The organism is Arthrobacter sp. K4-10C, from assembly GCF_059090085.1.
This window is the reverse complement of the sequence record NZ_JBNHFI010000010.1, coordinates 13,742-36,803: the sequence shown is the minus strand read 5'-3', so window position 1 is coordinate 36,803 and position 23,062 is coordinate 13,742. Positions and strand designations below refer to the sequence as shown.

General features: G+C 66.8%; 22 protein-coding genes. 11 read left to right on the top strand and 11 right to left on the bottom strand.

The genetic code is table 11. From position 1 onward, the window contains the following. Nucleotides 1–157 precede the first annotated feature (157 nt). Nucleotides 158–1,567 (bottom strand): aminotransferase-like domain-containing protein, encoded by a 1,410-nt coding sequence (locus tag AC5RUU_RS14815; protein ID WP_493975958.1) that lies wholly within the window; start codon nucleotides 1,565–1,567, stop codon nucleotides 158–160. Between AC5RUU_RS14815 and AC5RUU_RS14810 the strand changes: the two genes are divergently transcribed. Beyond that, nucleotides 1,566–2,507 (top strand): DMT family transporter, encoded by a 942-nt coding sequence (locus AC5RUU_RS14810; protein WP_493975957.1) that lies wholly within the window; start codon nucleotides 1,566–1,568, stop codon nucleotides 2,505–2,507. The genes AC5RUU_RS14815 and AC5RUU_RS14810 overlap by 2 nt on opposite strands. 53 nt (nucleotides 2,508–2,560) lie before the next feature. Further along, on the top strand, nucleotides 2,561–3,184 hold the full coding sequence (locus tag AC5RUU_RS14805; protein ID WP_493975956.1) for an FMN-binding negative transcriptional regulator: 624 nt from the start codon (nucleotides 2,561–2,563) through the stop codon (nucleotides 3,182–3,184). Between the two features lie 60 nt (nucleotides 3,185–3,244). Here the strand turns inward: AC5RUU_RS14805 and rlmC are convergent, their stop codons facing one another. Next, entirely contained in the window at nucleotides 3,245–4,372 is a 1,128-nt protein-coding gene (gene rlmC / locus AC5RUU_RS14800; RefSeq protein ID WP_493975955.1) for a 23S rRNA (uracil(747)-C(5))-methyltransferase RlmC, read from the bottom strand. 259 nt (nucleotides 4,373–4,631) lie between these two features. Between rlmC and AC5RUU_RS14795 the strand changes: the two genes are divergently transcribed. Next, complete coding sequence (locus tag AC5RUU_RS14795; RefSeq protein ID WP_493976101.1) at nucleotides 4,632–6,065, top strand: amino acid permease; 1,434 nt, start codon at nucleotides 4,632–4,634, stop codon at nucleotides 6,063–6,065. A gap of 153 nt (nucleotides 6,066–6,218) precedes the next feature. Continuing rightward, nucleotides 6,219–6,986, top strand: coding sequence for an IclR family transcriptional regulator (locus AC5RUU_RS14790; protein WP_493975954.1), 768 nt, complete (start codon nucleotides 6,219–6,221; stop codon nucleotides 6,984–6,986). On the opposite strand, the gene AC5RUU_RS14785 is transcribed toward AC5RUU_RS14790, so the two are convergent. The 3 genes from AC5RUU_RS14785 to AC5RUU_RS14775 are packed head-to-tail and all read right to left on the bottom strand — an operon-like array spanning nucleotide 6,983 to nucleotide 9,049. Continuing rightward, the gene (locus AC5RUU_RS14785) at nucleotides 6,983–7,750 is read right to left on the bottom strand and encodes an IclR family transcriptional regulator (protein WP_493975953.1); all 768 of its coding nucleotides are present in this window, start codon (nucleotides 7,748–7,750) and stop codon (nucleotides 6,983–6,985) included. The two genes, AC5RUU_RS14790 and AC5RUU_RS14785, sit on opposite strands and share 4 nt — an antisense overlap. Nucleotides 7,751–7,808: 58 nt before the next feature. Next, the gene (locus AC5RUU_RS14780; protein ID WP_493975952.1) at nucleotides 7,809–8,564 is read right to left on the bottom strand and encodes a cyclase family protein; all 756 of its coding nucleotides are present in this window, start codon (nucleotides 8,562–8,564) and stop codon (nucleotides 7,809–7,811) included. Further along, a complete protein-coding gene (locus tag AC5RUU_RS14775) occupies nucleotides 8,561–9,049 on the bottom strand; it encodes a hypothetical protein (protein WP_493975951.1) in 489 nt (162 codons plus the stop codon). Before AC5RUU_RS14775 ends, AC5RUU_RS14780 begins: the two co-directional genes overlap by 4 nt. Nucleotides 9,050–9,104: 55 nt before the next feature. Between AC5RUU_RS14775 and mmuM the strand changes: the two genes are divergently transcribed. Then, on the top strand, nucleotides 9,105–10,064 hold the full coding sequence (gene mmuM / locus AC5RUU_RS14770) for a homocysteine S-methyltransferase (RefSeq protein ID WP_493976100.1): 960 nt from the start codon (nucleotides 9,105–9,107) through the stop codon (nucleotides 10,062–10,064). A gap of 86 nt (nucleotides 10,065–10,150) precedes the next feature. Here mmuM and AC5RUU_RS14765 read toward each other — a convergent pair whose 3' ends face one another. After that, on the bottom strand, nucleotides 10,151–10,699 hold the full coding sequence (locus tag AC5RUU_RS14765) for a dihydrofolate reductase family protein (RefSeq protein WP_493975950.1): 549 nt from the start codon (nucleotides 10,697–10,699) through the stop codon (nucleotides 10,151–10,153). A 209-nt stretch (nucleotides 10,700–10,908) separates the two neighbouring features. Between AC5RUU_RS14765 and AC5RUU_RS14760 the strand changes: the two genes are divergently transcribed. Further along, on the top strand, nucleotides 10,909–11,415 hold the full coding sequence (locus AC5RUU_RS14760; RefSeq protein ID WP_493975949.1) for a hypothetical protein: 507 nt from the start codon (nucleotides 10,909–10,911) through the stop codon (nucleotides 11,413–11,415). A gap of 18 nt (nucleotides 11,416–11,433) precedes the next feature. Here AC5RUU_RS14760 and AC5RUU_RS14755 read toward each other — a convergent pair whose 3' ends face one another. The 3 genes from AC5RUU_RS14755 to AC5RUU_RS14745 form a co-directional block, all read right to left on the bottom strand. After that, on the bottom strand, nucleotides 11,434–11,586 hold the full coding sequence (locus AC5RUU_RS14755; RefSeq protein ID WP_493976099.1) for a diguanylate cyclase domain-containing protein: 153 nt from the start codon (nucleotides 11,584–11,586) through the stop codon (nucleotides 11,434–11,436). 91 nt (nucleotides 11,587–11,677) lie between these two features. Continuing rightward, on the bottom strand, nucleotides 11,678–13,864 hold the full coding sequence (locus AC5RUU_RS14750; RefSeq protein WP_493975948.1) for a sensor domain-containing protein: 2,187 nt from the start codon (nucleotides 13,862–13,864) through the stop codon (nucleotides 11,678–11,680). A 172-nt stretch (nucleotides 13,865–14,036) separates the two neighbouring features. Then, nucleotides 14,037–14,306: a GlsB/YeaQ/YmgE family stress response membrane protein gene (locus tag AC5RUU_RS14745; protein WP_350004310.1), complete on the bottom strand. Its 270-nt coding sequence runs from the start codon at nucleotides 14,304–14,306 to the stop codon at nucleotides 14,037–14,039. A 219-nt stretch (nucleotides 14,307–14,525) separates the two neighbouring features. Here AC5RUU_RS14745 and AC5RUU_RS14740 point away from each other — a divergent pair, with 219 nt between their 5' ends. Then, on the top strand, nucleotides 14,526–15,392 hold the full coding sequence (locus AC5RUU_RS14740; RefSeq protein WP_493975947.1) for an HAD-IIB family hydrolase: 867 nt from the start codon (nucleotides 14,526–14,528) through the stop codon (nucleotides 15,390–15,392). 59 nt (nucleotides 15,393–15,451) lie between these two features. Here the strand turns inward: AC5RUU_RS14740 and AC5RUU_RS14735 are convergent, their stop codons facing one another. After that, nucleotides 15,452–16,837, bottom strand: coding sequence for a UDP-glucose dehydrogenase family protein (locus AC5RUU_RS14735; protein WP_493975946.1), 1,386 nt, complete (start codon nucleotides 16,835–16,837; stop codon nucleotides 15,452–15,454). Next, nucleotides 16,834–17,982, bottom strand: a complete 1,149-nt coding sequence (locus tag AC5RUU_RS14730) for a glycosyltransferase family 4 protein (RefSeq protein WP_493975945.1) — start codon at nucleotides 17,980–17,982, stop codon at nucleotides 16,834–16,836. The genes AC5RUU_RS14735 and AC5RUU_RS14730 overlap by 4 nt, the downstream gene beginning before the upstream one ends. A gap of 280 nt (nucleotides 17,983–18,262) precedes the next feature. Between AC5RUU_RS14730 and AC5RUU_RS14725 the strand changes: the two genes are divergently transcribed. Genes AC5RUU_RS14725 through rhaS form a run of 4 tightly spaced genes read left to right on the top strand, consistent with a single transcriptional unit; the run spans nucleotide 18,263 to nucleotide 23,048 of the window. After that, nucleotides 18,263–19,813: a sugar ABC transporter ATP-binding protein gene (locus AC5RUU_RS14725; protein WP_493975944.1), complete on the top strand. Its 1,551-nt coding sequence runs from the start codon at nucleotides 18,263–18,265 to the stop codon at nucleotides 19,811–19,813. Then, on the top strand, nucleotides 19,810–20,856 hold the full coding sequence (locus AC5RUU_RS14720) for an ABC transporter permease (RefSeq protein WP_493975943.1): 1,047 nt from the start codon (nucleotides 19,810–19,812) through the stop codon (nucleotides 20,854–20,856). The genes AC5RUU_RS14725 and AC5RUU_RS14720 overlap by 4 nt, the downstream gene beginning before the upstream one ends. Beyond that, nucleotides 20,849–21,964: an ABC transporter permease gene (locus tag AC5RUU_RS14715; protein ID WP_493975942.1), complete on the top strand. Its 1,116-nt coding sequence runs from the start codon at nucleotides 20,849–20,851 to the stop codon at nucleotides 21,962–21,964. The genes AC5RUU_RS14720 and AC5RUU_RS14715 overlap by 8 nt, the downstream gene beginning before the upstream one ends. Nucleotides 21,965–21,992: 28 nt before the next feature. After that, nucleotides 21,993–23,048, top strand: coding sequence for a rhamnose ABC transporter substrate-binding protein (rhaS, locus tag AC5RUU_RS14710; RefSeq protein WP_493975941.1), 1,056 nt, complete (start codon nucleotides 21,993–21,995; stop codon nucleotides 23,046–23,048). Nucleotides 23,049–23,062: the final 14 nt, after the last annotated feature.

Genomic DNA, 23,062 nt, shown 5'->3' with positions numbered 1-23,062 from the left:
GCGCTGCGGCTCGAAGAGGTCGTGGCTTGTGTTCATTTTATGCCCCCATGAATGAGCCGGATGCGACGTGCATGGCCAGCGTAGCCGCCGTCCACAGGGGGAGGAGGAGCCAGGATGAATCTTGATTCATTCCTGCGGGTCCACCACGGGTCAGGCCCTAACCCACCTTGACCAGCGCCTCGCCGATGACCCGGGCGCCGTCCGGATAGGCGCCCGGATTGGGGCCGGCGAAATTGAGCCGGACGAACGCGCCGGCGGGTTCTGCCGGGAACCACTCGGTACCGGCGGCGATGATCACGCCGTTGTCCTCGCAGTCCCGTGTGAGCCGCGCCAGGTCCGTCCCGTCGGGCATCCGCAGCCACAGGTTCAGTCCGCCCCTGGGCAGGAGCTCGATGTGGGCCTGCGGAACATGCTCGCGGATGCTGGTGACCAGCAGGTCCCGCCGCGACTGCAGCTGCTGGCGCAGGCTGCGCAGGTGCGTCTGCCAGCCTGGCTGCGTAACCACATCCAGCGCCGCGGCCTGCAGCAGCCCGCTCACGTACATCGACTCGGCGGCGCGGTGCGAGAGGATGCGTTCCCGCGCCGGACCACGGGCAACCACCGCCGCGACGCGGATAGCCGTGGAAACGCTTTTCGTCAGCGACCGGAGGTAGATGACGTGGCCTGAATCGTCCCGCGTGGCCAACGGCACCGGATCCGAGGTGATGCCAAAATCGTGGGCCCAGTCGTCCTCCACCACGAACGCCCCGTGCGCGCGGACCACCTCAAGCACCTCATCACCACGGCCCGGCGCCCACTGCGCCCCGGTGGGGTTGGCGTAGTTGGGCTGCGCGTAGAACACCCGCGCCCCGGTCTCCTGGAACGCCCTGGCCAGTTCTGCCGGATCCGGTCCGTCAGGTCCGCTCGGCACCGGCACCACCCGGACTCCGGTCTGCGCCGCGGCAAGGATCGCGCCCCAGTAGGTGGGCGACTCCATCAGCAGCGGCTGCCCGGCACCCACCAGCGCCCGAAAAATGGAGCTGAGTCCGCTCTGGCTTCCCGGCAGCACGATCACGTCGCTCGGCGCCGGAGGAGTGAAGCCGGCGGGAGTAGCGGAACCCAGTTCGTGGGCGAACCACTGCTGGAGCTCCGGCATCCCGGCGGCTGGCGGCCGGGACAGTGCCGCAGTGCCGCGCGCGGCTCGGGTGAGGGCGCCGCGGACCAGCCGCTCCGGCAGCAGTTCCCGGTCCGGATAACCGGAGTGGAACGGGATGGCATGGTTCGGCACGTCCCGCATGGTGCTGGAGGAGGACGGCAGGGCCGACGACGGCGACCCCAGCGCCGCCGTCTGCCAGCCATAGTCGGAGGGCCGGGCGGTCCGGGCAGCACGCACGAAGGTCCCCACACCGGGCCGGCTTTCGACAAGCCCCTGCGCCGTCAGCGTCTGCAGGGCCTTCTGCACTGTCACGGGGCTGGCCTGGTACTCCGCCACCAGCGAACGGGTGGAGGGCAGCCGGGCGCCGGGAGCAGCACCGGAAATCCACTGCCGGAGTGCCAGAACGATCCGGGAACTGCTATCGTTGTTCATGAAAGACAATAGTAGCGCTACTGTCCTGGTTCGGCCGGTGATACCGTCCGATCCCGAGACAAGGACGCAGACCGGAATCTGGTGGGGACTCCTGGGCGTGGCCGCCTTCTCCCTCACCGTTCCCTTCACACGGGTGGCAGTGGCCGGCCTGGATCCGCTGTTCATCGGCTCCGGCCGCGCAGTGGTCGCCGCCGGACTGGCAGCGGCAGCCCTGGCACTCACGCGGCAGCGGCTCCCTCAACCACGGATCTGGGCAAGGCTCGCGCTGGTGGCCGGTGGCGTCGTCGTCGGCTTTCCGTTGCTCACCTCCTATGCCCTCACGGCCGTACCCGCCGGCCACGGCGCAGTGGTCATCGCTCTCCTGCCCGCTGCCACCGCGACGGCGGCCGTGCTGCGGACCCGTGAACGGCCGCCCCTGATGTTCTGGCTGGTCACCGGCCTCGGCTCTCTGGCGGCCCTCAGCTTCGCGGTCCTGCAGTCCGGCGGGATGGGGCACCTGCACTGGGCCGACCTCCTGCTGCTCGGCGCCGTGGCCTGTGCCGCCGTCGGATATGCCGAGGGCGGCCTGCTGGCACGGGAAGTCGGTTCCTGGCAGACCATCGCCTGGGCGCTGGTCCTCGCCGCCCCGCTGATGCTGGCGCTGGCCGCGGTCTCCATATGGGACCAGCCGCTGGAGGCCACACCCGCCCAGTGGGCCGCCTTCGGGTACCTCGCCGTGGTGAGCATGTTCCTCGGGTTCTTCGCCTGGTACCGCGGACTGGCCGTCGGGCCCATCGCGAAGGTCAGCCAGATCCAGCTCCTGCAGCCCGTCATGAGCATCTGCTGGGCTGCGCTCCTGCTGGGCGAGGCCCTCACCTGGACCACAGCCGTCGGCGGCCTGGCCGTGATCGCCTGCGCCGGCGCCGCCGTCCGCGTCCGGCTAAACCGGCCCGCCTCCTGACAAGCTCCGCTTCCTGACAAGCTCCGCCCCAACCACCGAAAAAGGACTCTCCGATGTACATCCCCGCCCATTTTGCCGCCGGCCCCGACGCCGTCCGGGATCTCCTGACCCGCCCGGCGGCGGCCAACCTGGTCACCGTGACGGACCAGGGACTGCTGGCCACGCTCCTGCCGTTCGTCTACGAACCGTCCGTGGGGGAGCACGGCGCTCTCCATGCCCATGCAGCGCGCAACAACCCGCAGTTCTCCGGCGCCGCGACCGGGGAGGCGCTCGCCATCCTCGAAGGCCCGAACGCGTACATCTCGCCGTCCTGGTACCCGTCCAAGGCTGAACACGGCCGTGTGGTGCCCACCTGGAACTACTCCACCGCGCATGTGTACGGCCGGCTGGTGATCCATGACGACGCCGATTGGCTGGCCCGGCACGTCCGGCACCTGACCGGCCTGCACGAGGGCGGACGGGAACACCCGTGGAGCGTGGACGACGCGCCCGAGCGGTTCATCGCCGGCCAGCTGCGCGCGATCGTGGGCGTTGAATTGCTGATCACCCGGATCGAGGCCAAGGAAAAGCTGAGCCAGAACCGCTCTGCCGCCGACGCCGAGGGCGTCATCGAGGGCCTGCGGGCCGCCGGGCAGGAAGCCAGCGCTGCCGCCGTCGAGCGGGTGCGCCGGGGCTAGCCGGGCGTCGGGCTAGCCGGGCGCCGGGCTAGTCGGGCGCCGCGGCGCACCCGGGGCAGGTCAGCTGGCGCGTTCCAGCAGGACCATCACCTCGTAGTGCGCGGTCTGCGGGAACATGTCCAGGACCCGGGCGCGCCGTGCTGTGAATGAGGGGAGTGCGGCCAGGTCGCGTGCCAGCGACTGGGAGTTGCAGCTGGAGTACACCAGGTGCTGCACGTCCCGGGATTCCAGCCAGCCGCACAGTTCCTTGCCGATGCCGCGCCGGGGCGGATTGACGATCACCAGTTCGGGGGAGCGGTCCGCCGCGAGGGCGAAGGCGGTGGCGTCCCCGGCCTGGAAGCCCACCTGCTGCAGGCCGGCCTCCTTGCTGCTGAGCCGGGCCGAGGCAATGGCCTCCCGGCTGGTTTCGATGCCGGTCACGTGCCGCGACTGTCCGGCACAGTGCAGGGCGAAGCCGCCCACGCCGCAGTAAAGGTCCCAGACCGACGCCGGGTCCAGTTCGTCCACCCACTCGCGCCCCTGCCGGTACAGTGCCGCGGCCATGGGGGTGTTCGTCTGGAAGAAGCTCTGCGGCCGCAGGTGCAGGTCCAGTCCGTTAACCCGCATCCGCAGCGTGGACTGTTCCGTCAGCAGGATCTCGCGGTCACCTTCCAGCACAGCCTTGTGTTCCGGGTGCAGGTTGACCGAGACCACCTTCACCTGCGGCAGGGCGGCCAGAAGCGCCGGCAGGTGCTTGCGGATGCGGGGCACCAGCTGTTCCGACCGCAGGACCAGCCGGAGCATTACCTCGCCGTCCGGTGATTCGGTGATGATTACGTGCTTGAGCTCGCCGCTGCGCCGCGGAACGTCATAGGGTGTCAGGCGTGCCTGGCTGATGAATCCGGCCAGCACCGGAAAGCAGGCCAGTAGCCCCGGTGAACAGACCCCGCATTCGCGCAGGTCAACGCCCTGGCCCTCGGCGTCAAGGATTCCAATGGTCGGGTTCTGCGCGGTTCCCCCGACCACCATTTTGGCTTTATTGCGGAAGCCCGACTCCTGGCTCCCGACGGGCGGCAGCCATTCCAGCTGCGCATGCGGTGAGAGGAGTGTCTCGCAGTGCCTCTGCTTGCCAGCCAGCTGATCCTCGTAGGGCCTGCCCATGTGGATGCAGGAGCGGCAGGAGGCGGCGTCGAAGTAAGAGCAATGCATAACCGGACAATTTTACCCGTGGAGACGGCGACGGCGGCACCGGCGGGAGTGCCGGCGTCGTACCGTCACGCGGTGGTCAAAGAAGGTAATAAGTGTGCAATATAAGCATGCACACATGCTTTTGTTGATTGTTTCTTCGGCAGGCGTGCTAATTTCGGCAGTGCCACCGTTCACTTCTTCGATGTCCGCAGCCGCTCTTCCGGCGGGCCGAACCCGGGACGGCACGCACCTTCGCCACACCAACCCCTTGGAGACGCCCGTGGAACACTCATCGCCGCTAAATTTGGCCACACGGCCGGACGCGCCGCCGTCGGAGTCGGGACTTCGCCGTTCCATGGGCCCGCGGCACCTGGTGATGATTGCCATGGGCGGCGTGATCGGCTCCGGCCTGTTCCTCAGTTCCGGCTACACCATCTCCCAGGCCGGGCCGCTCGGCGCGGTGATCGCCTACCTGGTGGGCGCCTTCGTGGTGTACCTGGTGATGGCCTGCCTGGGTGAACTGGCCATTGCCTACCCGGTGTCCGGCGCGTTCCACATCTACGCTTCCCGCTCCATCGGCCCTGCCACCGGCTTCACCACCGCATGGCTGTACTGGCTGTGCTGGGCGGTGGCCATCGGCTCGGAATTCACGGCTTCGGGCCTGCTCATGCAGCGGTGGTTCCCGGACGTTGAGGTCTGGGTCTGGTGCCTGGTTTTCGCCGCGGTCCTCTTCGGCTTCAACGCCGTGTCCTCCAAGTTCTTCGGCGAGTCCGAGTTCTGGTTCGCCATTGTGAAGGTGGGCGCGATCATCGGCCTCATCGTCCTGGGCGGCGCGGCCCTGTTCGGCTTCCGCCCGCTCAGCAGCGGCGGGGGCGACCACCCGTTCGGTTTCGCAAACTTCGCCACCGAGGCCGGCCTGTTCCCCAACGGATTCACCGGCGTCCTGGTCACGGTGCTCGCCGTCTTCTACGCCTTCTCCGGCTCCGAACTCATCGGTGTGGCGGCCGGCGAAACCAAAGACCCCGCCACCAGCATCCCCAAGGCGATGCGCACCACGGTGATCCGCCTGCTCATCTTCTTCGTCGGGGCCATCACCGTCATCGCCGCCACCATCCCGTACAGCGAGGTGGGCCTGGATGAGAGCCCGTTCGTGACGGTCTTCTCCGCCATCGGCCTCCCGTTCGCCGCCGACATCATGAACTTCGTGATCATCACCGCCCTCCTCTCGGCTGGCAACAGCGGCCTCTTCTCCTGCGCCCGCATGCTCTACTCGCTCGCAGACGAAGGCCACGCACCCCGGGCGTTCAAGAAACTGACGCGCCGCGGCATCCCCCTGGTCGCGCTCGCGGTGAGCATGGTGGGCGGCGTCGCATCGCTGATCAGCAGCGTGGTTGCCCCGGAAACGGTCTACCTGGTGCTGGTGTCAGTGGCCGGTTTCGCCGTGGTGGGCGTGTGGATGTCGATCACCGCCTCGCAATTCTTCCACCGCCGTGCGTTCGTGCGGAGCGGCGGCGACGTGGCCGCCCTTGCCTACAAGGCCCCGCTGTTCCCGCTGGTGCCCATCCTGGCGTTCTCCCTGTGCGTCGCCTCCCTGATCGGCATCGCCCTCGACTCCACCCAGGCCGCCGCGCTCTACTTCGGCATCCCTTTTGTCGCAGCCTGCTACGCCTGGTTCCACTTCCGGCACGGGCGTAAGGCCCTTCCCGCCGGGTAACGGGAACCGACGACGGCGGCTGCCGGCAAGGTGCGTGGGGCAGGCACCTTCCGGGCGGACGTCGTCGTTCTTTCCAGCCCCTTTCCTGCCTCGCCCTTCGAGGGGAGGGGCCGTGGAAGAATGGGGCGAGGTTACCGGCGGGGAGGGGCAAGCGTGGATTCGTCCGCTGAGGCGTCGTCGATGGCGCAGGGGCTCCGGATCGTGCGGCTGGTGGCCGACCGGGAGAAACTGGGCCGGCAGCTGCTGGGCGTTTCCCAGCTGGCCGCCGAGCTGGACATGGAGCAAAGCCGCGTCTCCCGGCTGGCGCAGGAACTGTGCGAGCTCGGACTGCTCGAGCGCGTGGACCGGGGGCCGTTCCGGACCGGCCAGCGCTTCTTCAACCTCGCCGCCTCACTGAACACCGGCTGGGTCCGGGAGGCAAGAACCGAACTTGAGGCTCTGGTGGCATCGACGGGGCTACGGGCCCGCCTCTCGGTCCGGGATGGCTACCGGGTCATCCTGGTCAGGAGTTCAAGCAACGACGCAGTTCCCGGAAGCTTCGTGAAGCCGGGAATGGTGACTCCGGTGTGGTGCACGGGTGCGGGCCGGGCGTTGCTGTGGGACCATGACCGCGCAGCCCTCGGTGCCCTGCTCGGGGCTGTGAACTACATTGGCGTCGGCGGGCCGGGTGCTGCCCATTCCACCGATGAGGTGTGGGACTTGATGGTCCGCGACCGCGCGGCCGGGGTCGTTGCCGCTGCCGAAGAATTTGAGCACGCGGTGGTGGAAGTCGCGGTGCCCGTCCGGGACGCCGGCGGAACCATCCTTGCCTCAGTCAGTGTGCTGGGAAGCCGGGCCGGGATCGGGCCTGATCCCGAAGCCGCCGCGGCTGCCCTTCATCGCGCCGCGGAGCGGCTCGGGTCCTTTCAGAAGACCAGTTAGTCCTGCGGCTGGTAGCCGAGCCTGCCTTCGAGCCACTTCCCCTGGGCCACCAGCGCGGCAGCGCATGCTTCCCGGCGCGGCTCCAGCCGGTCCTTGATGCCCACGATCTGAAGGGCCGCCACCACATCGCCCTTGAAGTCCCGGATCGGGACGGCCAGCGAATAAAGCCCCGGTTCGGCCTCCTCATCAACGACTGAGTAACCCCGCGCCCGCGCAGCCTCGCGGCGCGCAAGGAAGTCATCGACGTCGGCGGGCGTGTTGGGGCCGTGGCGCACAAAGGCCACGTCCGCGAAGACGGTCCGCACTTCTGCTTCTGATGCCTCCCACAGCACCGCCTGCCCGGCGTCGCTGCAGTAGGCGGGGTAGGGACGGCCCAGCCACGAACCCACCAGGTTGCTGCTGGCCGGAACGCTTTCACCGATGGTCACCGTGCTGTCGCCGTGGAGGACCCCAAGGAAGCAGGCTTCGTCGGTTTCGGAGGCCAGGTCTTCCAGGGCGGTGGCACCGTCACTGTGAAGCCGGCGTTCCGTCAGTAACTGGGCGTCGGTGAGGACCGACCAGTCAAGGGCGTAGGCCCGCTGGTTGGTGCGGGTGAGGAAGCCTTCCTGCTCGGCGCTGCGCAGGTTGCGCGACACCTGGCTGCGGTCCTTGCCCAGGTCCACCGCTATGTCGGCTACCGTCCCGCCGGGTTGTCCCGCCGCATGGCGGGCGCCCACAGCCAGGACAGCCATGATTCCGCGGCCCATGCTGGAGGTTTTTGGCATGGAGTCGAGTCTAGTGGAGAAACTTTCCGGCCCTGCGCCGGCACCCTCTGACGCCGGTTCAGCAGATGGCAAACACCCGGGCAGGGAAGCCGCTGCCGTCCAGGGGCTTGGCCCACGTCGCGACGACGGCGGCGCCCGTTTCCGGTAGGCCGTCCAGATTGGCCAGCAGTTCGATCTGCCAGCAGTCCTGTTCCAGGACATAGGTTTCCAGGCTGAAGTCCTGGCGGGAGGTGGCGAGGCCGGGATCTGTGTCAGTCTGCTCGTGGCCTACTGCCGAAACCAACCGCTCCTTGATCAGGAAGGCAAGCACCTCAAGGGACCAGCCGGGCGTGTGGCTTAACCCGTGGCTGTCACGGTTGGCCATGGCGTCCGGGTCCGGCCAGCGGCGGCTCCAGCCTGTCCGCAACACCACGAAGGCGCCCGCCGCGATAGTGCCATTCCGGCTTTCCCAGTCCTGCACGTCCTGCAGGGTGGGCGTCGCGTCCGGGTCGCCGGCCACCCGTGAGGTGATATCCAGGACCACCAGCGGAAGGATCATCTGCTCCACCGGGATCTGGTCAAGTGTCCTGCCGCCGCGGATGAAGTGGGAGGGCGGGTCCACATGGGTTCCCCATTGGCCCACGATCGAATAGTGGTGTGCGGTGAACCCGTCACCCTTCTCCAGGTCGAAGAGGGCTTCCCGCTCCTCATCCGGAAAGGCGGCGAAATGCGGCTGCCCCGGGTGGAAGGCGTGCGTCAGGTCAACGAACTGCCTGCCCTCGAGCACCGACTGCAGGCCTTCCCACAGGGACGCGGTGACGGTGGTGCCTGTCATGGTGCGGCAGCTCCTTCGGGTGCCAGCGCGGTGCTGGAGACGCTGATGGGTCCGGTCAGTTCAATCACGGGCACTTCCCACGGATGGATATCCACGATCTGCCGCATGAAGCGTTCGACGGCGGCGTCCTCCAACGAGGCATCGAAGTAGGTAGTGAACACGAACGTCGGGGACAAGGTCTGCTCGCCCACCCGGCCCAGCGTCGGATTGGCCCCCTCGGCGCTGGTGAAACCCTCGAAACCCAGGCCGGACTCGAACACGTGCTTGTAGTTGCCGAAATCGCCCAGTTCCCGGAACTGCGCCAGGGCCTGCAGCAGGTTTGCGATGCCCGGATCGTCACGGAAGGCACCCGCTTCTCCTTTTGCCAGCTGTCCGAAGGTTGTGCCGCTGATCGGCCAGTGCACGCGCAGTTTGCGTACCGGGTGCAGTTGAACGTCCAAATAGCTGTCCTCTTTCCTCCCGCCGGGCTGACGGTTGCCTGCCATCGTGACAGAAAGAAACAATCATTACAAGCATGAGTAGATGCGTATTATGACTACCATGCCTTCTAACGCGCCACTGTCGTCCTTGCTGGAATCCGGGGAGTACCTTCCTGCTGACGGTGCATTGGCCACCGAGCTTGAGGCCCGCGGCTGCGGTCTAGACGATCCCTTGTGGTCCGCGAAGGTCCTGCTCGAACAGCCACAGTTGATCAGGGAAGTCCACCGCGACTACTTCGCAACGGGTTCCAGGATTGCCACTACCGCCAGCTACCAGGCAACGCCGCAGGGGTTTGCCCGGAGGGGGATGAGCGAGCGGGACGCCCTGGGGCTCGTTGCCCTTTCGGTCCGGCTGGCGGATGAGGCCCGCCGCGAACACCTCGCCGGCCATCCCGACGGCGGCCCTTTGCTGGTTGCCGGATCGGTCGGCCCCTACGGTGCGTACTTGGCGGACGGTTCTGAATACCGCGGGGACTATGTCCTCACGCCAGCCGGGTTCCACGACTTCCACCGTCCCCGCGTTGCCGCGCTGGTGGAAGCCGGCGCTGATTTCCTCGCCTTCGAGACGCTGCCGTCCTTCGCCGAGGCGGAGGCCCTGTTGGCACTCAGCGCGGAGTTCGACGTCGAGTCCTGGTTCTCCTTCTCACTCCGCGACGGCGCGCACATCAGTGACGGCACCCCGCTGGCGAAAGTGGCCGAACTGCTCGACGGCGAAGCCCGGGTGGCCGCGGTTGGCGTGAACTGCGTGCCCCTAAACCTGGTCACCCCGGCGCTCGCCGAGCTCGCCGGGGCCACGGGAAAGCCGCTGGTGGCCTACCCCAACTCAGGCGAAACCTACGATCCCGGGACCAAGACCTGGAGCCAGACCCCAGCGCCTGGCAGCGGCAACCAGGATGGGCACCCCGCCGGCCTTGCTGATGGAGCCGCGGCCTGGCGGGAGCTGGGGGCCCGCATCATCGGTGGCTGCTGCCGGACAACGCCCGGCGACATCGCCGCCCTCGTCCGTCGCGGGGCAGCGTAAAGCGAGACGTGCCGTATCCGCGCCGGTTCCGGCGCGTACGTGTCAATGTGCCCCGCAAGGCTGCTGGTGCCCGCAGATGCAGGGCCCTACTCCAGCCGGCCGTAGGTGCTGATGACGTTGCCTTTGCTGGTCCTCCGCTGGTCCTGCAGCACCAGGCGTGTTGCAGGGTCTCCGTCCTCGAAGAGCCGGCGGCCGGTTCCGGCGATCACGGGGTGGGTCATCAGGGTGAGCGAGTCCAGCAGCCCGGCGAACAGCAGCTGCCTGGTGACGGAGATGCTGCCGCAGACGGCGATCTCGCCGCCTTCGCGCTCCTTCAGCTTGGCTACGAACTCCTCCAGCGGGGCGTCCATGAGGTGGGAGTTCTGCCATTCGAGCGGTTCGGTCAAGGTCCGCGACGCCACATGCTTTTCCACCGGGTTGATGAAGGCCGCGAAGTCCTCGTCCACTGAGGCGTTCGGCCAGTAGCCTGCCCATTCCTGGTAGCTCACCCGGCCCAGCACCACGGTATCCACGGTGTCCATCATCCGGGTGAGGCCTTCACCGAGCTCATCGTCAAAGCTGTCGAACTGGAATTTGTAGGGATCGGACACCACGCCATCTACGGAATGGAACAGGCCGGCAGTTACTTTGCGCATTCGAAAACCTCCTGGAAATCGGGCGGACAAATTCACCGTAGTGGGACTGCCCGCAGCGGGAAAGATCCTTCCAAAAACGCGCGACGGCGGGTCCGCCAGTTACGTTCATCACTCGCCACGGTGTCTTGCCGTGTTTCGCCTGAGTCCGGCCCCATACTTGTGTTGATGCGGCCACTTTCCGCAGCCCCCGGCCAGGCAGGAGGAAGTGCATGGAAACCCTGAAAAAAGTCGTGACCAACCAGTATTTTCCCGCCGCTGCAGTTTTGACGGCAGTAATTCTTTTCTGGGCCGTGGGACTGCTGGGAGGGCTGTCCCTCCTGCACAACAACCAGCCGCCGCTGACCACCCTGACCTGGATGCTGTTCGTGTACGGGGCCGCAGTGCTCACGCCCCTCGCCGGCGTGCTGGCCGCGGGCGACCTGGTCCGCCGCTGGCGCCGCAACCACGCCGCTGAAGAAATGGCCGACGGCGATACTTTCGTCAGCGCGGCCGTTCCGGGCCGCGCCGCAGAGGCAGCACTTCCCGCAGAAGCGGGCGATGCAGGCCTTGAGCGGATGCCCAGCCAGGAACAGCCGGCCCAGCCAAAGCCGGCCCAGGAAAATCCGGCCCAGCCAAAGCCGGCCCAGCCAAAGCCGGCCCAGGAAAATCCGGCCCAGCCAAAGCCGGCCGTAAAGAAGCCCAGCATCAAAAAGCCGGGCACCAAGAAAGCCGCCTGACAGTCGCTCTTTGCCGTCCTACCTGGCCAGTTCCACCCTGTTCCGGCCCGCCGCCTTCGCTGCATACAGTGCTGCATCCGCTGCGCCCGGCAACGCGTCAGCGTCCCGGCCCTGGGCGGGGGAGAACGTCGAAATCCCGGCGCTGAGCCGCAACTGGCCGGCCGCCCACACGCACACCGCGATGGGCCATGAACGTCCATGCCCTGGCGTTCACCCCGCCCAGGAGGGCAGCACGTACTCCGGGCTGTCCTGCTTCCGGAACCTACCGTGCCTTCAGGGCCTGAAGGGCTTCCTCCGCCCGGCGCAACGCGTGGTCCAGCCGCTCCCCGGGCTCCGGGAGCGAGAACAGGTATCCCTGCAAAGAGTCGCACTCCAGCGCAGTCAGGTAGTCGGCCTGCGCCGCCGTTTCCACACCCTCCGCGGTCACTGTCAAACCAAGGCTGTGGGCCATGTTGATCATCGAACTGAGGATGGGGAGCCGCTCCTCGCCGGTACGCACCATAGATACGAAGCTTTTATCGATCTTTACGGTATCCACAGGGAGGTCCTGCAGCCGGCCGAGTGAGGAATAGCCCGTGCCAAAATCGTCCAGCGCCACCCGCGCGCCGGCGTCCCGCAGGGTGCTGAGCTGCTTGATGAGGCTGCAGTCAGCGTCAAAAAAGACGCTCTCGGTCACCTCCAGCACCAGCTGGTACGCGGCCACGCCGCTGGCCTCCGCCAGGTGGAGCACGCCCTCGGCGAAGTCCGGATCCTGGAGCTGGACCCCGGAGACGTTGACGGAGAGGGACCGCGAAGGATCCTCGCCCAGCCACGCCGCCAGCTGCACCATCCCCAGGGCCATCACCTCCGCACCGATTTCACTGATCAGGCCGGTGCGTTCTGCCAACGGGATGAACACCGACGGCGGGATCCGCTCGCCGTCCCGGTCCCACCGCGCCAGCGCCTCGAACTTCACCACCTGGCCCATGCGGTGGGACACGATGGGCTGGAAGTCCACCGAGATCTGTCCGTGGAGGACGGCGAGCTGCAGCGCGCTTTCCATATCTGTCCGCTGCACGAGCGCCGTCATCATGTCCGGTTGGAACCGCAGGAAGCGGTTCTTGCCGGCGGCCTTTGCCGCATACATTGCAATGTCAGCCTGCCGCAGGAGTTCGGACGGGCCCACGCTGTCATGCGCCAGCGACGCGAGCCCCAGGCTCAGGCTGGGGCGCAGCACAGTGCCGTTGATGGTCACCGGGACGTGCAGGCACCGGACGATGCACGCGGCGATCTCGTCGGGGTCCGGGCAGGCAGTCAGCAGCACCACGAACTCGTCACCGCCCAGGCGCGCCACCACGTCGGCGGTGGGGGTGCAGCCGCGGAGCCGCCGGGACACTTCGACCAGCATGTCGTCGCCCGCTTGGTGGCCGAGGATGTCATTGACTTCCTTGAAGTCGTCAAGATCCAGGAGGAGGACGTCCACAGCTTTCAGCCGCGGCTCCTGCAGCGCTTCGGCCAGGGCATCATTGAAGACTGCCCGGTTTGCCAGCCCGGTCAGCGGGTCCTGGAAGGCCATGGCGCGCAGTTTCTCGGCTTGCGCCGCGAGGTCCAGTATGGCCTGCTCCGCCTGCTCCTGGGCCTTCCGCCGCGAAGTCACGTCGCGGAAGCTCCAGACCCGGCCCACCACCTTGTCGCCCACGCGCTGCGGCCGGGAGTACCGTTCGAACGTCCGGCCGTCCTTGAAGTCCAGGGCATCATGGCTTTCGGCTTCCGGGTCCTCTTCCAGCTCCGTCAGCCGGGCCATGAACGCGACGGGATCAGAAACCTGCGAAACGATAAGCCGCATGACAGGTTCTCCGGTGTCGCCCGCCAAAAGCTCCGGCGGAATGTTCCACATGGCCAGGAACTGGTCGTTGAAGCCGGCCACCCGGCCCTCGGAACTCATCACCAGTATGCCGTCGGCGGTGGATTCCAGGGTGGCGGTGAGCAGGGACATGGCCTGCCGCAGGTCGGCGTCCGCCGCCTGGCGGTGTGAAGTACCCCGGACCGAGAGGAGGAGCCGCGTGCCGGCGGGGATACCGCCGTCGTACCCGCCCGGCCTTTCCTGGAAGGGGACTGGTCCCTGGTGGCTGTCGTCGAAGGGAATGAGGGAGCCCGCCACCTCGGCGGAGAACTCGCTGCCGTCGCTGTGCAGCCCGTAAACCGCGCGTGGCGGCGGATAATCGCCGGGCCGGAGCATGAGCTGGTGGAGCAGCCGGGCCACCTCGTCCCGGAAGCCGGCAGCCAGCAGCGTCCGGTAGTCACGGCCTGTCAGCTCTTCCCGTGGAAACCCGAAGAGCCTTGCGGCGGCGGCGTTTGCCATTGTGATGGTGCCGTCTGCGGTGACGGCCAGGAGGGCGTCAGGGTTGGCGTCAATAATCGCACCGAATGTCCGGACCGCCACATTCTTTGCCTGGCCTGAATCAGGCATACCACCACCCCCTCGCACATCATAAATGCGGACGCAGCACTTTCCACATGCCGCGGGGAATCGGTTCCCATTAGTTACCTTCCAGCGTCTGGCGCCCGGGAAGGCTTTAACGCAAGAACGCCGCCCTCCGGGATGGAGGACGGCGTCCTGCGCTGGTAAATATGTGGTGCCGCTACACCCTGCGGTGGCTGCGGTTGGTGACCGCCCCGTAGACCAGCAGCACAATGATGGAACCGAGAATGGCCAGGAGCCAGGTGCGGATATCGAAGAATTCCGCCAGTCCGCCGCCGAAGATCAGCGAACCGATCCAGCCGCCGAGGATGGCCCCGACAACTCCGAGGACCAAGGTGACCACCCAGCCTCCGCCTTGGCGGCCCGGCAGGATTGCCTTCGCAATAGCTCCGGCGATCAGGCCCAAAATGAGAAATCCAAGAATGCCCATGTTGTCACTCCTTAATCAGTTAAGTTGTGCCGGGCCCCCATTTCCGGTGTCCTAATTCAATCAGTGTGCTTACTGCTCTGCAAGGCCCTTAATATCACAGGATGACTGTCAGTTTTCCCGCAGCTCTCGGAACTTTTGGCCGCCGGAGGGCAGGCAAATCCCGCTATTCCAGCCTTGGATAGGATGAAACGGTCCCCGCAGCAGACCAAGGAGTCCGGCATGCCCAGTCCGCAGAACCACCGGCCACGCGCCATTTTCCTCGACATCGACGGCACGTACGCCGACCACGGGATGGCACCCGAAGCGCACGTGGATGCGGTCCGGACAGCGCGGAGGCTGGGCCACCTGGTGTTCGTATGCACCGGGCGGCCGCTGTCCATGGTCCCCGGCCACATCCTGGAGGCCGGATTCGACGGCGTCATCACGGGCGCCGGTGCCCGCGTGGACCTGAACGGGGAAGTCCTTAAGGACACGCGCTTCGAGCCGGGCCTGGCCGCGCTCATCGTGGAAACGCTGGACGCCCACAATGCCGCCTACATCCTGGAAGCGCCCGAGGCGCTGCACGGCCGGACCGGCGTGGACCAGCGCCTGCGGCAGGTGCTGGGGCCCGTCTTCGCCGGCCGCCAGCAGCACGACGGCGTTCTAAGCACCGACGTTGATCCCGTCGAGGACATCCTGGGCCCGATGCAGTACAGCGACGACCTGCGCTCCGCGTCCTTCGCCAAAATCTCCTGCTTCGACTCGCCAGTGCCCCTGACGGAACTCCTGCACATCTTCGGCCCCCGGGTGGGGCTGATCCCAAGTTCCCTGTCGGCCCTGGGTGACCGGGCCGGGGAGATCTTCATGGCCGGAACCCACAAGGCGGTGGGAATCCAGGTGCTGGAGCAGCGTCTCGGGCTCAAGCGGGAGGACATCGTGGCCATTGGCGACAGCGCGAACGATATCGAGATGCTGGAGTACGCCGGAACGGGCATTGCGGTGGAAGGCGGGCACCCGGGCGTGCTGGCGGTGGCAGACCGGGTCACCCCTGGCCCGGCCGGGAACGGGGTGGCGCTCGCGTTTGCCGAACTGGGGCTCCTTGCCTAGGACGCCATAACTGGTCTGCCTCCCTAGTCTGCTTATTTAGCCTGCTTACCTAAGGCTGTTTACCTGGTCCGGGCAGCCGGCACCGGCTCGGCGGCAGGGGACGCCGCGGCCGAGGTGCCCAGGCCGCGCACCAGCCAGCCCCCACCCTGCCAGGTGGCGGCATCCAGGACGTTGCGTGCGTCCAGCACCACCCGGCGTCGGACCAGCGCGCCCGCGACGGCGGGGGAGAGCTGCCGGTACTCGTCCCATTCGGTCAGGAGCAGCACGAGCTCGGCGCCCTCGAGCGCGCGTTCGGTGGAGGTTTCGAACCGCAGCCTGGGATAGCGCCGCCAGGCGTGGTTCACCGCCTTGGGGTCCGTCACCGTCACATGTGCCCCTGCGGCCGCAAGCCTGTCTGCCACGTCCAGCGCTGGCGAGTCGCGGATGTCATCCGTGTCCGGTTTGAAGGACGCTCCCAGCACCGTTACGGTGCGGCCGGACAGGCTGCCGCCGCACAGTTCCGCCGACAGGTCCACGGTCCGCGACCGCTGCCCGAGGTTCACCGAATCCACCAGCCGCATCCAGTCCTCCACAGCGGTAACACCCCGGCCGGCGGCCTGCGCCCGGAAGCTGCGGATGTCCTTGGGCAGGCAGCCGCCGCCGAAACCCAGCCCGGCGTGCAGGTACCGGTTCCCGATCCTCGGGTCCAGGCCCATCGCCTCGCTGAGTTCGCCAACATCCGCGCCGGAGGCGTCGCAGAGTTCGGCAACGGCGTTGATGAAGCTGACCTTGGTGGCCAGGTAGGCGTTCGCCGCCGACTTGATGAGCTCCGCCGTCGCAAAATTGCAGACCAGCCGCGGAATGCCGGCCCGGAGCAGCGGCTCGTAAACGGCATCCAAAGCGGCCGTCACTCCCCGCGGCGCACCTGTAGAGGGGTTGAACGCGGCAGCGCGCCCACCGTGCACGCCGTAGACCAGCCGGTCCGGCACCAGCGAGTCCTTCACCGCAGTGCCCTGCCGGAGGAATTCCGGGTTCCAGCCCAGCAGCACGTCCGGCTTCCGGGCAAGGATGCCGCGGAGCATGTCCACAGTGCCTACGGGCACGGTGGATTTACCGACGACGACGGCGCCCGCCGCCAGGTGCGGCAACAAGGTTCTCGTGGCGGTGACCAGGAAGGTGAGGTCGGCGGCGTCGGACGTTTTATCCTGGGGCGTGCCCACGCACAGGAAGTGGACCTGCGCACCCCTGGCGTCCGCGGGGTCCGTGGAGAAGTGGAGCCTGCCGCTGGTCCGCCCGTCCCGGAGGAGTTCGTCCAGCCCGGGTTCGTGGAAGGGGGCGGTTCCGCGTCCCAGTTGTTCCACCTTGGCGGGATCGACGTCGATGCCCACCACGGTGTGGCCCATGGACGCCAGGGTGGCGGCGTGGACGGCGCCCAGGTAGCCGCAGCCGATGACCGAGATTTTCACTGTGCTGCCCCTGCCCGTGCCCGCGCTGTCGGCGCTTCGGCCACGACGTCCGTGTAGTGGCGGACCAGCTCTCCGCAGAGCGCCGGCCACGTCCTGTCCTGCACCGATGCATGGGCCGCGGCGGCGAACGCCCGGCGCTTGGCGTCGTCGCCTATCAGGTCGAGGACATGGGCGCGCAGCCCTGCCAGGTCGCCCGGTTCATAGAGCCACCCCGTGCGTGAGTTCTCCACCAGGTCCAGCGGGCCACCGCGGCCCGTGGCCACCACCGGCACTCCCGATGCCATGGCCTCCTGGATGGTCTGGCAGAACGTTTCGAATTCGCCCGGATGGACGAACAGGTCGAAGGAAGCCACGGCACGCGCCAGGTCGTCGCCGCCCAGGAATCCGGTGAATGCGGCATCCGGCAGGGCTTCTTCCAGCGCAGCCCGTTGGGGCCCGTCACCTACGATCACCAGCTTGGTGTTGGGCATCCCGGCCAAGGCTGCGAGGTCCTCAACCTGCTTTTCCACGGCAAGCCGGCCCACGTAGCCGATGATCCGCTCCCCGCCGGGCGCCACCCAAGCCCGCCACCCGGCGTCGCGCTTCTCCGGCGAAAACCGCGCTGTGTCCACACCTCGGCGCCACATCTGCACCCGGGGGATGCCCCTGCCGCGCAACTGGTTCAGCGCGAACGTGGAGGGTGCCAGGGTACGGGTGGCCAGCAGGTGGATGTTTTCCACGCGGTTCCAGGCCCAGTTCTCCAGGAACGGCACGCCATACCGCGCGGCGTAGCCGGGAACTTCGGTCTGGTAGATGGCGACAGTGGGGATGCCCAGCTGGTGGGCTGCCTGGACGGCCCGCCAGCCGAGGACGAACGGCGAGGCAAGGTGGACAACGTCCGGTGCGTAGTCGGCAAGGATTCGCTTGACCCGGTACACACCGCCCATCGCAACCCGCACATTCGTATACCCCGCCAGCGGCACCGCGGGCAGCCGGTGGACGTCGGCACCCTTGACCTGGTCCGGCGCTGTCCCGTCCTGGGTTGATGGCGCTATGACCAGGACGTCGTCGCCCCGGACCTGCAGATGGTCCAGGACCCTCAGGATGGAGTGCGTTACGCCGTTCATCAGCGGCAGGAATGATTCAGCGACAATTGCGATCCTCACCCCTCCACGGTGGGTGCCAACCCTGACAGAGCGGGGGCGAAAGCGTGACCCGAAGGGAAAAGTTGGGTGAACAGAAGTGTGCCGCGGGCCGGGTCCTGGTCCCTTGGCCGGTCCCTGTCTTGTGCCTGCCTCTGGGGCGGGAGCACAGATCGGTTACGAATGCCGCCGGGTACCCGGATTCTATTGACTGTGCTGGTGAGCGCGCTTTATGATTCAAGTCACACGGTGTTCTGAAACGATTCATTCACCGCTGGTAAACCTCGAAGGCGCGGTTCACTTTATGCAGCAGATCCCGAATGCCCCGGCTGTTCCCGCGTCAACGGAACGGTTGCAGGAGGTCCTCCTTTCGCTGACGGGCGCCGCCAAGACCTTCGGGCCGGTGGTAGCTCTCGCGGACGGCACCATTGAGATCCGCGCCGGCGAAATCCACGCCCTGGTGGGTGAGAACGGTGCCGGCAAATCCACCCTGGTGAAGATCCTGGCGGGCCTCCACCATCCTGACTCGGGGGATTTCCGGCTCAGCGGGGAGCCGGTCCACTTCCGGAATGTGGCCGAGAGCAAGGCCGCCGGCATCTCGGTCATCTATCAGGAGCCCACGCTGTTCCCGGACCTGACAGTGGCGGAGAACATCTTCATCGGCCGGCAGCCGAAGGGACGTTCGCGGCTGATCAGCCGTGCCGAGATGAGACGGCAGGCCGCCGAACTTTTCAAGCGGCTGGGAGTCCCCATTGACCCCGCCCGGGTGGCGGAGGGACTCTCCATCGCCGACCAGCAAATCATCGAGATTGCCAAGGCCATTTCCCTTGAGGCGAAAGTGTTGGTCATGGACGAACCCACAGCCGCCCTCAGTGGAGTGGAAGTGGACCGGCTGTTCGCCGTCGCCCGCGCCCTGCGGGACAAAGGAACCGGGATCCTGTTCATCTCGCACCGCTTCGACGAGGTGTTCGACCTCTGCGACCGGATCACCGTCATGCGGGACGGACGGTACATCGCCACGCACCGCACCGCTGACGTCACGGTTGAACTGATCGTCCGCGAGATGGTGGGCCGGGACATCGCCACGCTGTTTCCCAAGGCGGAGGCCGAGACTGGCCGCACGGTCCTCAAAGTCGAGGGACTCAGCAGTGCCGGGGTGTTTCGTGACATCAGCTTCGAGGTCCGTGCCGGGGAAATTGTGGCCCTGGCTGGACTGGTGGGAGCCGGCCGCACCGAGGTTGCCCGGGCCGTGTTTGGGATCGACACCTACGATTCCGGGCGGATCGAAGTGGAGGGCAAGCCGTTGAAGGCACACGACCCCCAGGCAGCCATCGCCGCCGGCCTGGGGTTCGTCCCGGAGGACCGCCGCAAGCAGGGCCTGGTCATGAACCTCTCGGTGGCGCGCAACGTCACCCTGACCCTGCGGGAGAAGTTCGTGACCGCGGGGCTCATCAACGGTGCGAAGGAACGCCGCGCTGCCCAGGAATGGAGCAAACGCCTGCAGGTCAAGGCCGGCTCCCAGGAACACGCCGTTTCCACGCTCTCCGGCGGCAACCAGCAAAAGGTGGTCCTGGCCAAATGGCTGGCCACCGACCCCCGGCTGCTGATCATCGATGAACCTACCCGCGGCATCGACGTCGGCACCAAGAGCGAAGTCCACCGCCTCATTTCCGACCTGGCCGTGCGCGGCATAGCCATCCTGATGATCTCGTCCGAACTGCCGGAGGTCCTGGGCATGGCTGACCGGGTCCTGGTGATGCGCGAGGGCCGCATCACGGCCCGGCTGGACCGGTCCGAGGCAGATCCGGAAACCGTCATGCACGCGGCAACATCATCGACGGGAGTGATGGAATGAGCGCGGCAGTCGACCAAAGGAAAAAACATCCGACGGCGGCAGGTCCGGGAGCCGGCGGCGCGCTGGCTTCCCTGCTGCGGCTGCGCGAACTTCCCGTCCTGATCGCGCTGGCCCTGCTGATCGTCATCACGTTCGTCAACAACCCCCTGTTCCTGTCGCCGCAGGGGATCAAGGACCTCCTGCTGAACGCGACCATCATCGTGATCCTCGCCGCCGGACAAACCCTGCTCATCATCACCCGCAACATCGACCTCTCGGTGGGATCGATGCTGGGGCTGGTGGCGTTCGGCACGGGGTCCATCTTCGTTGCCCTGCCGGACCTGCCGATTATCGCCGTCATCCTCCTGGGGATGGCTTTCGGGGCCGTGCTGGGCTCGATCAACGGGCTCCTGGTCACTGTGGCGAAGGTACCGGCGCTGGTGATCACGCTCGGCACGCTCTACGTGTTCCGCGGCCTTAACAACGCCTGGGCAGGCGGAAAACAGTACTTCGCCGGCGACCGGCCGGAAGCGTTCGGTGCGTTGTCAGTGGACACCGTGCTCGGATTCCCCATCATCACGCTGCTGGCCATCGCGGTGGTGGTCGCCGTGGCCGTGTACATGGCCGGCACGCGCCCGGGCCGGGACCTGTACGCCATCGGCTCCGACCCTGAGGCTGCAAAGCTATTCGGCATCAAGGTCTCCAAGCGGGTATTCCTGGCCTTCCTCGCCAACGGCGCGCTCGCAGGACTGGCCGGGGTCCTCTATGCCAGCCGTTTCAACTCGGTAGGGGCCACGACCGGGAGCGGCATGGAGCTCGACGTGGTTGCGGCAGCCGTGGTGGGCGGCGTGGCCATCTTCGGAGGCAGCGGAACTGTTGCCGGGGCCGCCCTGGGCGCCCTGCTCCTGACCACCATCACCAGTTCGCTGACAGCATTGCGGGTGGACAAGTTCTGGCAGCAGGCAATTGTGGGCATCCTGATCCTCACGGCCATCATCATCGACCGCCTGGCCAGCATGCGGACCGCGAAGAAACTGAGAACCAGCGAGGCGCGCAATGTCTGAGACCACCACTCCCGGAACCAAGCCGGCACCGCCTGCGGCAGCGGCGGACAGCACCAAGCCGCTGGCTGACGAGCCAAAAGGCAGGACGGGGGCCGCCCGCATCCTGGCAAGCCGCGACGCCGTCACCATCTACGCGCTCCTGGCTTTCCTGATCTTCGCCGCGGCTGCCATCCCGCGTTTCGCATCCCCGGTCACCACCGGGTTCCTGCTGCTGGATGTCATACCCGTCCTGCTGATCGCGATGCCGATGACGCTGATTATCATCACCGGCGAAATCGATCTGTCGGTGGCCAGCACGGCCGGCCTTACCAGTGCCCTCATGGGGGTTTTGTGGGCGGGCGGCATGGATATCTGGCTGGTGCTGGTCATCTGCGTGCTGGCGGGAACAGCAGCAGGAATGTTCAACGGCTTCCTCATCGCCGTCCTGGGACTGCCGTCGCTCGCCGTCACCATCGGCACGCTTGCCCTCTTCCGCGGCCTCGCCCTGGTGGTGATCGGCGACAACGCCGTGGCCAACTTCCCGCGGCCGCTGACCGCTTTCTTTACCTCCAAACTTGGCGGCACCGGCATTCCGACGGTGATGATCGGCGTCGTCCTGGTCATGCTGTTCTTTGGCATCCTGCTGCATTTCACGCCCTTCGGGCGCGGGCTCTACGCCATGGGGTATAGCAAGGAAGCCGCCACGTTCGTGGGGATCAAGGTGTCCCGGAGCAAGTTCTGGCTGTACGTTGCCTCGGGCGCCGTTTCAGCGCTGGCAGGAATCTACTGGACGCTGCGGTACACCAGCGCCCGCAGCGACAACGCCTCCGGGCTGGAACTTGCCGTGATCGCTGCGGTCCTCCTGGGCGGTGTGTCCATCTTCGGCGGCAAGGGCACTATCCCCGGAGTGATCGCCGGCGTCCTGCTGATCGGCACGCTGAACTATGCCCTGCGCCTGGGGCGCGTGTCCGACGTCGTTCTCATCACGGTGACCGGGCTGCTGCTCATCGCCTCGGTAGTGGCTCCCAGCATCGGCGCGGCCATCCGGGAATGGCGGCACACCCGCCGGGTGCGCCGCAGCTTTGCCCAGCCGCCGGAAGCGGCACCAGTTGCCCACCGCGTCCAATGATCCGACCGCATCAAGGGAGAAGGAAACAATGATGTTTAACCGCAAGAACAACGGACTGGGCGGGCGCATGGTCCCGCTCGGCGCCCTCGCAGCTGCGGCAGCGCTGGCCGTGACCGGATGCAGCGGTGACGCCGGAACACCCGGCCAGACCGGCGCCGTGGAGGAGCAGAAGATCACCTTCATCCCCAAGCAGTTGAATAACCCGTACACGGACGTTGTCCTGGGCGGCGGCAAGAAGGGGTCCGAGGAAGCCGGCTTCGCGTCATCCCAGGTAGTCGGCCCGCTCGAAGCCTCCGCGTCCAGCCAGGTGTCCTTCATCAACGCCGAGACCCAGGCCGGGACGAACGTCATCGTCATCGCCGCCAATGATCCCGACGCCGTCTGCACGGCTTTGGGCGAGGCCCGCTCCGCAGGTGCCAAGATTGTCGCTTTCGACTCGGACGCAAACCCTGACTGCCGCGACGTCTTCATCAGCCAGGTGGTGGCGAAGGAAGTGGCGCTCATCCAGACCAAACTGATTGCAGAACAGATTGGCGGATCCGGCGAGATCGCCATCCTGTCCGCCACAGCGAACGCCACCAACCAGAATGAATGGATCAAGTTCATGGAGGAGGACCTCGCCTCAAACCCGGCCTACAAGGACATCAAGCTGGTTGCCAAGGTGTACGGCGACGACGACGATACCAAGTCGTTCCAGGAAGCACAGGGCCTGATGCAGGCCCACCCGAACCTGAAGGGCATCATCTCGCCCACCACCGTGGGTATTGCCGCTACTGCCCGCTACCTCTCCACGTCAGCCTACAAAGGCAAGGTGGCATTGACGGGCCTGGGGCTGCCCAATGAGATGCGTCCCTTCGTCAAGGACGGAACCGTGACGGAATTTGCATTGTGGGATCCGGCCCAGCTGGGTTACGTTGCAGCGTTCGCCGGCAAAGCCCTGGTGGAAGGCAAGATCACGGGAGCCGTGGGCGACACCTTCACCGCAGGGGAACTGGGGGACCGCACGGTTGAGGAAGGCGGAATTGTCATCGTAGGCCCGCCCACCGTCTTCAACAACGACAACATCGACCAGTACAACTTCTAGCGCCCTCGGGTCCG

Coding starts and splice junctions, on each gene's coding strand:
- AC5RUU_RS14810 (WP_493975957.1), top strand. CDS start 1,566: ATGAAAGACAATAGTAGCGCTACTGTCCTGGTTCGGCCGGTGATACCG.
- AC5RUU_RS14815 (WP_493975958.1), bottom strand. CDS start 1,567: ATGAACAACGATAGCAGTTCCCGGATCGTTCTGGCACTCCGGCAGTGG.
- AC5RUU_RS14805 (WP_493975956.1), top strand. CDS start 2,561: ATGTACATCCCCGCCCATTTTGCCGCCGGCCCCGACGCCGTCCGGGAT.
- rlmC (WP_493975955.1), bottom strand. CDS start 4,372: ATGCATTGCTCTTACTTCGACGCCGCCTCCTGCCGCTCCTGCATCCAC.
- AC5RUU_RS14785 (WP_493975953.1), bottom strand. CDS start 7,750: ATGCCAAAAACCTCCAGCATGGGCCGCGGAATCATGGCTGTCCTGGCT.
- AC5RUU_RS14780 (WP_493975952.1), bottom strand. CDS start 8,564: ATGACAGGCACCACCGTCACCGCGTCCCTGTGGGAAGGCCTGCAGTCG.
- AC5RUU_RS14775 (WP_493975951.1), bottom strand. CDS start 9,049: ATGGCAGGCAACCGTCAGCCCGGCGGGAGGAAAGAGGACAGCTATTTG.
- mmuM (WP_493976100.1), top strand. CDS start 9,105: ATGCCTTCTAACGCGCCACTGTCGTCCTTGCTGGAATCCGGGGAGTAC.
- AC5RUU_RS14765 (WP_493975950.1), bottom strand. CDS start 10,699: ATGCGCAAAGTAACTGCCGGCCTGTTCCATTCCGTAGATGGCGTGGTG.
- AC5RUU_RS14760 (WP_493975949.1), top strand. CDS start 10,909: ATGGAAACCCTGAAAAAAGTCGTGACCAACCAGTATTTTCCCGCCGCT.
- AC5RUU_RS14750 (WP_493975948.1), bottom strand. CDS start 13,864: ATGCCTGATTCAGGCCAGGCAAAGAATGTGGCGGTCCGGACATTCGGT.
- AC5RUU_RS14745 (WP_350004310.1), bottom strand. CDS start 14,306: ATGGGCATTCTTGGATTTCTCATTTTGGGCCTGATCGCCGGAGCTATT.
- AC5RUU_RS14740 (WP_493975947.1), top strand. CDS start 14,526: ATGCCCAGTCCGCAGAACCACCGGCCACGCGCCATTTTCCTCGACATC.
- AC5RUU_RS14725 (WP_493975944.1), top strand. CDS start 18,263: ATGCAGCAGATCCCGAATGCCCCGGCTGTTCCCGCGTCAACGGAACGG.
- AC5RUU_RS14720 (WP_493975943.1), top strand. CDS start 19,810: ATGAGCGCGGCAGTCGACCAAAGGAAAAAACATCCGACGGCGGCAGGT.
- AC5RUU_RS14715 (WP_493975942.1), top strand. CDS start 20,849: ATGTCTGAGACCACCACTCCCGGAACCAAGCCGGCACCGCCTGCGGCA.
- rhaS (WP_493975941.1), top strand. CDS start 21,993: ATGATGTTTAACCGCAAGAACAACGGACTGGGCGGGCGCATGGTCCCG.